We start from the raw sequence: 11256 nt of genomic DNA on the forward strand, positions 1-11256 counted from the left end.
TTGATCAAGAACGAGCTCAAGCAGATCTGGGCCGAAGGCCGACCCACGATCAACGGCTGGCTTTCGATCGGCAATCCATTCACCGCCGAGATCATGGCCGCACAGGGCTATGACAGCGTGAGCATCGACGTCCAGCACGGCGCACTCGACTATTCGATGCTGCTGCCGATGTTCCAGGCGATGCGCGCTTCGGGCGTCGTGCCGATGGCGCGCGTGCCGTGGCTGGAGCCTGGCATCATCATGAAGGTGCTGGACGCCGGCGCCTACGGCGTCATCTGCCCGATGGTCAACACGCCGCAACAGGCGGCCGAGTTCGTCAGCTACCTGCGCTATCCGCCCGCCGGCCAGCGCAGCTTCGGTCCGACGCGTGCCAACTTTTCGGCGGGCGCCAATTATGCGGCCGAGGCCAATGCCGAGATCCTGGCCTTCGCCATGGTCGAGACCGCCGAGGCGATGCGCAATCTCGAGGCGATTGCCGCGACGCCAGGGCTCGACGGCATTTATGTCGGTCCCGCGGACCTGACCTTCAGCTTGCACCAGGGGCGTCTCGCACCGGCCTTCGACCGCGAGGAACCGGAGATGATCGAGGCGCTGCAAACGATCGTTGCGGCCTGCAAGAAGCATGGCAAACGCGCCGCGCTCCATTGCGGCACGGCCGACTACGCCGCACGTGCCATCGAATGGGGCTTCGACATGACCACCGTCTCGGGTGACTCCCGCCTGCTTGCCTCCGCCGCGCAGGCAAGTGTCGCTAGCTTCCGCGAATTGACGCGTGCGAAAGCCGTCTCGGTCGAAGCCGGCAAGGAAGGCTATTGATGCCCCACGTCCTGGTCGCCGGAAAGCTTCATCCAAGCGGCATCGAACTTCTCGATGCGTCGCCCGGCGTCACCTACGACTATGTCGAAGATGTCTCTGAGCCAAGCTACGCACCTCTGATCGGCAAGGCCGATGGTCTCGTCATTCGCACCCAGCCCTTGTCGGCTCCGACCGTCGCACGCGCCGAGAGGCTGAAGATCGTCTCGCGCCATGGCGTCGGCTACGACGCGGTGGATTTGCCCTCTCTCAACCAGCGCGGCATCGCCCTGGCTGTCGTCGGCGACGTTAATTCGGTGTCGGTGGCCGAGCACGCCATGATGCTGTTGCTGGCGGCAACCAAGCGGCTCATCCGTGCGGATCGTTCGGTCCGCGGCAGCGAATGGGGTTGGCGCAACCGGCTGGAGGCAAGCGAACTCGCAGGCAAGCGGCTGCTGATCCTCGGGTACGGCCGGATCGGCCGCCACCTGGCGCGCATGGCCGCGGCATTCGGTATGGATGTGCGCGCATACGATCCATTCCTTGAGAGGCAAGGCTGGCCGGAGGGGCCGGTCGCGCCGGTGAGCGACTTGCAAGCGGGTCTCGCCTGGGCCGATGCGATCTCCGTCAACGTACCCAAGGCCGAGCGCCCGGTGATCGGTCCCGTGGAACTCTCGGCGATGAAGCCGACTGCCGTTCTCATCAACACGGCGCGGGGCGGCGTCGTCGACGAGGCGGCGCTGATTGCGGCGCTGCGCGAGGGGCGCATCGCAGCGGCCGGTATCGACGTCTTCGACGATGAACCGCCTGCGGCGGACCATCCGCTCTTCGGCTTCGACCAGGTGATTCTGACCCCGCACATCGCCGGGCTCACCGCCGAGTGCGGCGAGCGCATGGCAATCTCGTCGGTGCAGAACGTGCTCGATTTTTTCGCCGGTCGGATCGACCCGGCGCTGGTGGTAAACGGAGCCGAGTTGAATGGCCGGTGAAAAACCTCAACTCAGAATCGGTCTGATCGGCACCGGCTTCATGGGCAGGACCCATGTGTTCGGCTTCGCCGCCGCGCAGCGAGTCTTTGATCTTCCCTATGAGCTGGTTCTTCACACCGTCGCGGACAGGACCGAAGAGCTCGCGGCGCAGGCGGCGCAGACCTTGGGTTTCGCGCGGGCGAGCGGGGACTGGACGCGTCTGGTCGAGGACCCTGAGATCGACGTGATCGACATCACGGCGCCGAATGCCTTCCACAAGGAGATGGCGCTCGGGGCAATCGCCGCTGGCAAGCACGTCTATTGCGAGAAGCCGCTGGCGCCGCTTGCGGCGGATGCCCGGCAGATGGCCGACGCGGCGGAAGCGGCCGGCGTCAGGACGCAGGTCGGTTTCAACTATCTCTGCAACCCGCTGCTCGCGCTGGCGCGGGAGATGATCCGCGCGGGTGAGTTGGGCGAGATCCGCAGCTATCGCGGCATCCACGCCGAGGACTACATGGCGGACGCGGACAGCCCGTTCACGTTCCGGCATGATCCCGCTGGCGGGGGCGCGTTGGCTGATCTGGGCAGCCATGCGCTGGCCACGGCCGAGTTTCTGCTCGGCCCAGTGGAACAGGTCGTCGGCGATACCGTCACCGTCATCGCCAGCCGTCCAGACGGCGGGGGTGGGCACCGAGCTGTAGAGGTCGACGACATCGGCCGCGCATTTCTGCGTTTTGCCAACGGGGCGTCAGGCAGCATCGAAGCGAGTTGGGTCGCAACCGGCCGCAAGATGCAGCACGATTTCGAGGTTTACGGCACCAAGGGGGCGCTCTTCTTCAGCCAGGAGCGCTTCAACGAGCTGCATTTCTACAGCACCGCCGATCCCGCCGGCCGGCGCGGCTTTCGGCGGATCGAGGCCGGCCCGGATCACGACCCCTATGGACTCTTCTGCGTCGCACCGGGCCACCAGCTCGGCTTCAACGATCTGAAGGCTATCGAGGTGGCGCGGTTCGTCTATGCGATCGCCGGGAAGCGAGACGAGCCTTTCGGCTTCCGGGCCGGCCAACGCATCCAGGAACTGGTGGAGGCAATTCAGGCTTCGGCTCGGGAGAGCAAGTGGCTGAGGACAGGCTGATGCGAGGCAGAAACTTGATCTCGCATCCCGACGCGTTCGAAATAACAGTTGCATGTTTGATTGTATTGCAATAAATATTGCAACAAGAGAGAGGCACGTCGGCCGAGTGCTCAAGCCGATGTCGCATAGGGAGGAGAGCGTGTCTGTACTAGACGTGCGAAGCGTCTCGAAAAGCTTCGGTGCTATCCGCGCCTTGTCGGATGTCAGCTTCACGGTTGCTGCCGGCGAGGTGGTTGGCCTGATGGGCGACAACGGCGCCGGCAAGTCGACCATGGTGAAGCTGATTGCGGGGAACTTCCCGCCCTCCGACGGCGAGATCGCGGTCGATGGCGAGGTCTGCCATTTCCACAAGCCGATCGAGGCACGGGGCGCAGGGATCGAGGTCGTCTATCAGGACCTGGCCTTGGCCGACAATCTGACTGCCGCCCAAAATGTCTTTCTCGGCCGCGAGATGAAGAAGGGGTTTTGGCCGTTGCGCGTGCTCGACAAGCAGGCGATGATCAACCGCTCGGCAAAACTGTTCGCAGAGTTGAAGTCGGAGACGCGGCCGCGGGATCTGGTCAAAAAAATGTCAGGCGGCCAGCGGCAGGCGGTCGCCATTGCCCGCACCCGGCTCTCCAACGCCAAGCTGGTGCTGATGGATGAGCCGACCGCGGCGATTTCGGTCCGCCAGGTAGCCGAGGTGCTGGAGCTGATCCGGCGGCTCAAATCGCAGAGTGTGTCGGTGATGCTGATCAGCCACCGCATGCCGGATGTGTTCGCCGTCTGCGACCGCATCATCGTGATGAGACGCGGCTCGAAAGTGGCCGACAAGGCGACGGAGAATACATCGCCGGAGGAGATCACCGGCCTGATTACAGGAGCGATCCGTGACGCATAGCCAGACTGACACGCTGAAGGAAGGCCATGCGTCGATCGGCGATGTGGTCGGCATGAGAGAGCAGACCGTTTTCCAGAAGATGATCGCCAGCCAGGCTTTCTGGGTCGCGATCGCGCTCTTCGTGTTGGTGGTCTTCATGACGTGGCTGGAGCCCAGCTTCGGCACGGTCGCCAACGTCACCAACATCACCCGCAATTTTGCACCTATCGCCATTATGGGGCTGGGCATGACGGTGGTGCTGATCACCGGCGGCATCGATCTCTCGGTCGGCTCGGTGATGGGGCTGGTCGCCATCGTCGCCGGGCTGCTGCTCACCTGGCACCAGCCTTGGTACGTGGCGTTTGGCGCGGGTCTGCTCGCGGGCATGGCCTGTGGAGCCTTCAACGGTTTCTTCGTCGCCTATATCGGCATGCCGTCCTTTGTGGTGACGCTAGGCATGCTGTCGATCGCGCGCTCGGCGGCGGTCGTGCTGTCCGGCAACCAGATGCTCTACCAGTTCGGACCCGATGCGCCGATCGTCAAGGCAATCGGCCAGGCCAAATGGCCGCGGCACACGCCGGACGGCTGGGTGCCGCATTGGATCCCGGAGCTGTCCTCGCATTTCTGGGTGATGGTGATCCTCGCGCTCATCGTCGGCTTCGTCTTCATCTTCACCGCGTGGGCCCGTCACCTTTTTGCGATCGGCGGCAATGAACACGCCGCGCGCCTGACCGGCGTGCCGGTCGATCGGGTCAAGTTCCAGGCGTACGTCTTTTCGGCCTTCTGTGCTGCCGTCGCCTCACTTCTGCTGCTCGGCTACAGCGGCTCGGCGATCAACGCCATGGGAACCGGATACGAGCTTCGCGTCATCGCCGGCACCGTCATCGGCGGCGCCAACCTCATGGGCGGCTACGGCACCGCGTTCGGCGCGGTGATCGGCTCGGCCTTCCTAGAAGTCATCCGCAACGCACTGCTGATGGCCGGAATCGATTCCAATTGGCAGGGCGCCTTTGTCGGGGCCTTCATCATTCTTGCCGTGCTTCTCGGCATGCAGACCTCGGGCAAGTCGCTGCGGGCGACACTGGAGGGTATGTTTACCTGGAAGCGCAAATAGAATCCGGCGGCCGCAAGCCGTCGGGATAGTGGACGTCAAAACAAAGTGGAGGAACAGGTGAAAAAAAATATTCTGACGGCGGCGGTGGCGTTTTCCGCGCTGATGGCGGGGCAGGCCTACGCCCAGGAGAAATACACTTTCGCGCTAGTGCCGAAGAACATGAATAATCCCTTCTTCGACCAGGCCCGCGACGGCTGCAAGAAGGCGGAATCGGAAGCCAACGGCGCCTTCGAATGCATGTATATCGGCCCCGGCGAGCATGGCGGCGGCGAGGACCAGGTGCAGATCGTGCAGGATCTGGTCGTCAAGAAGGTCGACGGCATCGCCGTCGCCCCGTCCAACGCGGCGGCAATGGCCGTCGCGCTTCAGGCCGCCAAGGATGCGGGCATTCCCGTGCTTACCTGGGACTCGGACGTGCTACCGGAGAACAAGGACCTGCGCGTCGCCTATATCGGCACGCACAATTACGAGATCGGCGTCAACCTCGCCAAGATCGTGCAGACCATTAAGCCGAAGGGCGGCACCATCTGCATCCAGTCGGGCGGAGCTGCGGCGGCCAACCACAACGAGCGCATGAAGGGCATACGCGATACGCTGGCCGGCAAGGAGTCGGCCGCCTCGCCGGGTGATGCCCTGACCGGCCAGAACGGCTGGACGGAAGCACCGGGCTGCCCGCTCTATACCAACGACGACTTCGCCCTGTCGGTTCAGCAGTTCCAGGACTTCATGGCGAAGACGCCAAACCTCGACGCCTTTGTCCCGACAGGCGGCTTTCCGCAATTCATACCGGATGCCAATCGCGCTGCGGTCGAGCCGTACAAGGATAAGATCGCCAAGAAGGAGCTGGCGCTGGTCGTCGCCGACACGCTGCCGGTGCAGATGGACCAGATGAAGGAAGGTCTGTCGCTCGGCCAGGTCGGACAGCGGCCGTTCGAGATGGGCTACAAGACAATGCTGGCGCTGAAGGACATGAAGGACGGCAAGCCGGCGCCGGCCGACCCGACCTACACCGGCCTCGACGTCTGCACGCCCGGAACCGCTGACACCTGCATCGCAAAGTAGGCGAGGCGCGCAACTCTGCGGCGGGCGAGAGGAGACTCTCGCCCGCCTTTGCCCCTGTGAGCGACAACAAATCCGTCTTGTGACTGGCTCAAAATCGACCGCTGCCGTCAGGGCCTCAGAGAAGATTCCGTTGGTCACGGCATGGCAATTTGAAGACGAGTTCCGCGAGTGATCCCATTCGGGAGGACCAATTGAGAAAGATACGATACGCCGTTGTGGGCGCGGGCTGGATTGCACAGGAAGCCTTCATGCCCGGTGTGTCCCAGACCGGAAACTCGACAATGACGGCGATCGTCAGCGGATCGGCCAAAAACGCCGCGAAGCTCGCCGAATTCTACGGCGTGGAACATGTCTTCAGCTACGAGCAGTACGATCAGATGCTCGCATCGGACGTCGCCGATGCGGTCTACGTGGCATTACCGAACTCCTTGCATGCCGACTATGCGATCCGAGCCCTGAGAGCCGGCAAGCACGCGCTCGTTGAGAAGCCGCTGGCCACGACCGAGGCAGAATGCGAGGCGATGATCGCCGCCGCCAATGAGAGCGGCGCCTACCTGATGACCGCGTATCGGCTGCACAACGAGCCCGGCACAGTTGAACTGCTGGAGCGCATCCGCAGCGGCGAGATCGGCGATCCCCGCATTTTTGCCGCGGTCTTCTCCTTCGTGGCATCGCGTGACAATCACCGACTCAAGGCCGCCTATTGGGGCGGTCCCTTGCAGGACATCGGCGTCTACTGCCTGAATGCCGCGCGTCATATCTTTGCGGCCGAGCCGATCGAGGCAGTCGCTGTAAAGAGCTTCGGCAACGGCAGCGCCGTCGTCGGGGAGGTCGAGGAGAGCATTGCCGTGACGCTGCGCTTCCCCGAGGGCCGGCTTGCGCAGTTCATTGCCAGCTTCGGCTCGGATAGTTCGGATTTTTACCACGTGGGCGGAACGAAGGGGAGCGTAACGGCCGACCCGGGCTTCCGTTTCGAGACTGCCGTGCGCATGAAGTTTCGGCAGGGCGACATCGGCACCGAAAAGACCTTCCCGCAGACCGACCATTTCGCCGGACAGACCGCGTACTTCTCCGACTGCATCCTGAATGCCCAACCGCCTGAACCGGATGGGGGAGAGGGGCTTGCTGACGTGCGTGCCCTGCTTGCCATCGAGCGCGCCGCCAGCACAGGCCAGCCTCAGAAGATAGACACGCCGGCCAGGCAGATCCATCCTACTGCGGATATGATCCGCGTCTTGCCGACAACGGACCTACGGCTGCTTCTCTGACGCGCTTTCGTCTCGCAGAACCGGCCAAGACTCACTGCGAGAAGCGTTGCCCCCGGTCTGGCGACCACATAGCCAAGCGAAATCGGCGCAAAACGAACGGCTGATCATCGTGCCTGATAGCGAGCACTATGTTCCGATGGAGCAACCTGAAAGTACGCATTCGGTGGAGGCCGCCTTACTCGAGGCGGCGCCGAGTCTCGCCTTCACCGTGCAAGGCATCGAAGCCGCCCACGAAATCATCGAAAATCGTCTCGATCGTGCTACTCAAATGGGCGTAAGACCGCATGGGCCGCGGTCCTCACCCGACAACTACCTTTCGCGTGGTATCCGGATGATTTGTCCGCTAAGGGCCTGAAACATGACTCGCAAGATGCTAGACACCATACTGCCGTGGCAGGTTGTCACCAGCTCGGTCACTTATGAGGATCGGTGGCTACGCATCCGCAGTGATCGCTGCCTCACTCCCCGCGGCGTTCACGTGAACCCGTAACATGTGATCGAATATCCCGACTGGGTTAACGTGGTCGCGTTGGCTCGCGAAACTCTTCAACTGGTCCTCGTGAGAGAGTATCGGCACGGGAGACGGGAGGTTGTCACCGGACTGGTGAGCGGCACCGTCGAGCCTAGCGATGCCGCGGGAGCGACCGACCCAGCTGAATCAGCCGCCCGCCGCGAGTTGTGCGAGGAGACAGGGTACAGTGCCGGTGAGCTCAAGAGACTCCTCGTCTCATATCCAAACCCGGCGAACCAGAACAACCTCGTCATCTCATACCTCGCGCTGGACGTCGTGCTAGGCGGAGACCGATTGCTCGACGCCTCCGAAGACATAGAGGTCGTGCTCGCTGGGTTACCGGGGGTAATGCTGCGCCTTCGGAGCGGCGAGCTGCGCATGCAGGCGATGCACGTTGCTGCCCTTTGGTCTGCGTGCGCGCACATAATCGGAAGCGACAACCTGACCGCCGGGCGGGATAGTGATCAGAACTATGTCTGCGCTATAGCCCTCCAAAATTGCATCTGATGAAATGCCGAACTCGTGGACGCGATACAGGATTATGGAATGCGCTCTCGCCGGGAATTTCTAATCGTGGGTGCCGGAGCGCTGCTATCGATCAACCTGCCGGCCGATGCGCAGGAGCGAACTGGCCACGCGCTGGGCGCGACGGCGGTCACGCAGGTGTTCGGCGACGGCGTCAGACTGACGGCGGTCGCCGTCGAATATCACGAACCGATCGCCGCCGGCGGCCTCTCCCCCTCGGCCTTCACGGTCGAAGGCCGGACCGTCACCGATGTTTTCGCCAGCACCTCGGCCGATCCGGCCGATCGCGTGGATGCAGGCCGTTTCGTCATCGTCGCCTTGGCACCAGAGGACGAAGGCGCCCTTCTTGCGGAACGGGTGCAGGCGCAGGGTGGCGGCGGTGAAGGCGGACCTCCCGCCGGCGGCGGCCCCGGTCAGGCGGGCGACATTCCGACCTACGATACGGTCTACAGGGATGCCGAAGCGCGTGTGGGTCAGACCGGCACCGTCACGACGCTCGACGGCGATGCGGTGGCCGCAAACGACGAGATGCTGGCGACGAGCGACACGCTGAACCTCGTTGTCGACGATTTCCGGCAACTGGAATTCAACGATCCCGAGACAGGCGATCTGCTGCGCTACAACCTGTTCGTCCCGAAGGATTACGACGCGAGCCGATCCTATCCGCTGGTGCTGTTCATGCACGATGCGGGCACGACCAGCGACGTGACGCGCACCACCCTGTACCAGGGGCTGGGTGCGGTGATCTGGGCGAACCCGCAGGATCAGGCGGAACGCCCGTGCTTCGTGCTCGCTCCGCAATATGCCGAGATCATCGCCGACGACGATTCCCGAACCTCCAGCATGATGGAGACCACCATCCATCTCGTCGAGGCGCTGGCGCAGGAATACGCCATCGACCGCGACCGGCTCTACGTGACAGGACAATCGGGCGGCTGCATGATGTCGATCGCCATGGACATCGCCTATCCCGGCCTCTTCGCCGCTTCCTTCCTCGTCGCCGGGCAATGGGACCCGGCGTTGGTCGCGCCGCTGGCGCGGCAGAAGCTCTTCATCGTGGTCTCGCAGGACGACGCCAAGGCGTGGCCGGGGCAGAGCGCCATCACCGAGGTCCTGGAGCAGGAAGGCGCCAGTGTTAGCCGTGCCGTCTGGGACGCGCAGTGGAGCGCGGAAGAGTTCCACGCGGCGTTCGACGAGATCGACGCGAAGGGCAGCCCGATCAACTATGTCGCCTTTCGTGAAGGCACCGTCATACCCGAGGGAGAGTCAACTGCCGGGGCAAGCGGGCACCGCAACACTTGGCGCGTCGCCTACACGATCCAGCCTGTCCGCGAATGGATCTTTCGCCAGCACAGGTGAATCATGGCGCGCAACCGGCGGCGTTCGGCGGGGCTATCGCGGCGGCCGATATCTCTCTGATCGAGCGCTGCGGCACACTCGGGCGCTCATATTGCCGAGTTGGAACGGCGGGCGACCGAGCCGAAATTGCCGTCTCAAGTGCCTCCGCGATGCCGTCGAGGCAGGCGTAGCCGAGTGGAATTCGAACGTCTATGTGAGGCAACTTCGCTGCCTGCTAATCAAGCCAAGTAGCCGTTCGATCACAGCATCGAATGACTGCTCCGTCCGCGAAGAACGCATTGGTGTCACCAATTTCACGCGTATGGCGTTGGCGGAACCATACGAGACAATACGGGAAGACTTGCGATTCAGGCCCACGAAAAAAGCAATGAAATCAATAGTTTGAATACGCCCTCCGGGCCTACCAAAATCTTTTAATATCAATGACTTATGTCAAACTTCGCGCTGAAGTGGGCCAATCGAGCTTCGCTTTCCCCGCAGCATTCAGTTTGATTTTCTCGCACGAGCACGATCCAGGGTCATGTCGGGACGCCCATTCATTCTCCGACGCCATCCCAGACGGGGCTAACCAACTTCTAACTCACAGCGATGCGCAGGCCGGTGTCGTCGAAAAGATGCAGATGGCTGGTATCGAATTTTAGATCCACCGTGTCGCCTGAAGCCACCTGGCATTGGCCGGCGACGACCGCCAGCATGGTCTGGCCGCCGCTTGTCTTGGTGTGGATGATTGTCTCGGAGCCGAGGGCTTCCACCAGCGCTACGCGGGCCGCAATGTCTCCCTTGCCGGCATCAGCGAGGCTGATGTGGTGTGGCCGCAGCCCGAGCGTCACGTCGCCATTGGCCGCGCTGACGTTCCCGTCGATCTCGAATCCAGCTGAACCGTCCAGCGTGAGGCTTGACCGGCCAGTGGCCCCGGGTGCCGCCTTTACCGGCAAAAGGTTCATACGCGGTGCACCGATGAAACCGGCGACGAACAGATTGGCCGGATGGTTGTAGAGGTCGAGCGGTGTGCCAATCTGCTCGATGCGGCCGGCGCGCAGCACGACGATGCGGTCGGCAAGCGTCATCGCCTCGATCTGGTCGTGCGTGACATAGACCATCGTCGCCGACAGCCGCTCGTGCAGCGCGGCCAGTTCGGCGCGTGTCGAGATGCGCAGCTCGGCGTCGAGATTGGACAGCGGCTCGTCAAGCAGGAAAGCGGTTGGATTGCGCACGATGGCGCGGCCGATCGCGACGCGCTGGCGCTGGCCGCCGGAGAGCTGGCCGGGGCGCCGGTCGAGATACGGCGCGATTTCCAGCATCCGCGCGGCTTCGGCGATGCGCGCATCGATTTCGGCGCGCGTCATACGGGCGTTCTCCAGCCCGAAGGCCAGGTTCTGGCGCACGCTCATGTGCGGGTACAGCGCGTAGGATTGGAACACCATCGCCAATCCCCTGTCGGCCGCCGGAACGGTGGTCACGTCCTTGCCGTCGATCGCGATGACGCCGCCTGTCGGCCGGTCAAGCCCGGCGATGAGCCGCAGCAGCGTGGACTTGCCGCAGCCGGAGGGGCCGACGAAGACGATCAGCTCGCCGTCAAGGATGTCGAGATTTATGTCGTGCAGCACGCCGACCTTGCCGAAAGCCCTCGATACGCCGGTGAGTGTGATCTGGCTCATGGTAG

Annotated in this window: 10 protein-coding genes; 9 read left to right on the forward strand and 1 reads right to left on the reverse strand. The window is 63.2% G+C overall.

Features of this window, described 5'->3' with window-relative positions; all coding sequences use genetic code 11:
- From AC0L17_RS04700 to AC0L17_RS04740, 9 genes are all read left to right on the forward strand, one after another.
- Window positions 1–816: an HpcH/HpaI aldolase family protein gene (locus tag AC0L17_RS04700; protein WP_473514953.1), complete on the forward strand. Its 816-nt coding sequence runs from the start codon at window positions 1–3 to the stop codon at window positions 814–816.
- A complete protein-coding gene (locus AC0L17_RS04705) occupies window positions 816–1781 on the forward strand; it encodes a hydroxyacid dehydrogenase (protein ID WP_091597785.1) in 966 nt (321 codons plus the stop codon). Before AC0L17_RS04700 ends, AC0L17_RS04705 begins: the two co-directional genes overlap by 1 nt.
- A complete protein-coding gene (locus AC0L17_RS04710; protein WP_473514954.1) occupies window positions 1771–2895 on the forward strand; it encodes a Gfo/Idh/MocA family protein in 1125 nt (374 codons plus the stop codon). Before AC0L17_RS04705 ends, AC0L17_RS04710 begins: the two co-directional genes overlap by 11 nt.
- A 139-nt stretch (window positions 2896–3034) precedes the next feature.
- A complete protein-coding gene (locus AC0L17_RS04715) occupies window positions 3035–3775 on the forward strand; it encodes an ATP-binding cassette domain-containing protein (protein WP_091597838.1) in 741 nt (246 codons plus the stop codon).
- Window positions 3765–4868, forward strand: coding sequence for an ABC transporter permease (locus tag AC0L17_RS04720; protein ID WP_413468431.1), 1104 nt, complete (start codon window positions 3765–3767; stop codon window positions 4866–4868). The genes AC0L17_RS04715 and AC0L17_RS04720 overlap by 11 nt, the downstream gene beginning before the upstream one ends.
- 57 nt (window positions 4869–4925) lie before the next feature.
- Window positions 4926–5930, forward strand: a complete 1005-nt coding sequence (locus AC0L17_RS04725) for a substrate-binding domain-containing protein (protein WP_473514955.1) — start codon at window positions 4926–4928, stop codon at window positions 5928–5930.
- 191 nt (window positions 5931–6121) lie between these two features.
- The gene (locus AC0L17_RS04730) at window positions 6122–7198 is read left to right on the forward strand and encodes a Gfo/Idh/MocA family protein (RefSeq protein WP_473515029.1); all 1077 of its coding nucleotides are present in this window, start codon (window positions 6122–6124) and stop codon (window positions 7196–7198) included.
- Between the two features lie 493 nt (window positions 7199–7691).
- Complete coding sequence (locus AC0L17_RS04735) at window positions 7692–8216, forward strand: NUDIX hydrolase (protein WP_473514956.1); 525 nt, start codon at window positions 7692–7694, stop codon at window positions 8214–8216.
- 39 nt (window positions 8217–8255) lie between these two features.
- Entirely contained in the window at window positions 8256–9593 is a 1338-nt protein-coding gene (locus AC0L17_RS04740) for a hypothetical protein (protein ID WP_473514957.1), read from the forward strand.
- A gap of 575 nt (window positions 9594–10168) precedes the next feature.
- Here AC0L17_RS04740 and AC0L17_RS04745 read toward each other — a convergent pair.
- Window positions 10169–11251: an ABC transporter ATP-binding protein gene (locus AC0L17_RS04745; RefSeq protein ID WP_473514958.1), complete on the reverse strand. Its 1083-nt coding sequence runs from the start codon at window positions 11249–11251 to the stop codon at window positions 10169–10171.
- Window positions 11252–11256 lie beyond the last annotated feature (5 nt).

Source organism: Mesorhizobium sp. WSM4829 (assembly GCF_055811475.1).

Excerpts from the sequence above, each read along its gene's own strand:
- AC0L17_RS04710 (WP_473514954.1), top strand. The coding sequence starts at position 1,771 with ATGGCCGGTGAAAAACCTCAACTCAGAATCGGTCTGATCGGCACCGGC.
- AC0L17_RS04705 (WP_091597785.1), top strand. The coding sequence starts at position 816 with ATGCCCCACGTCCTGGTCGCCGGAAAGCTTCATCCAAGCGGCATCGAA.
- AC0L17_RS04745 (WP_473514958.1), bottom strand. The coding sequence starts at position 11,251 with ATGAGCCAGATCACACTCACCGGCGTATCGAGGGCTTTCGGCAAGGTC.
- AC0L17_RS04740 (WP_473514957.1), top strand. The coding sequence starts at position 8,256 with ATGCGCTCTCGCCGGGAATTTCTAATCGTGGGTGCCGGAGCGCTGCTA.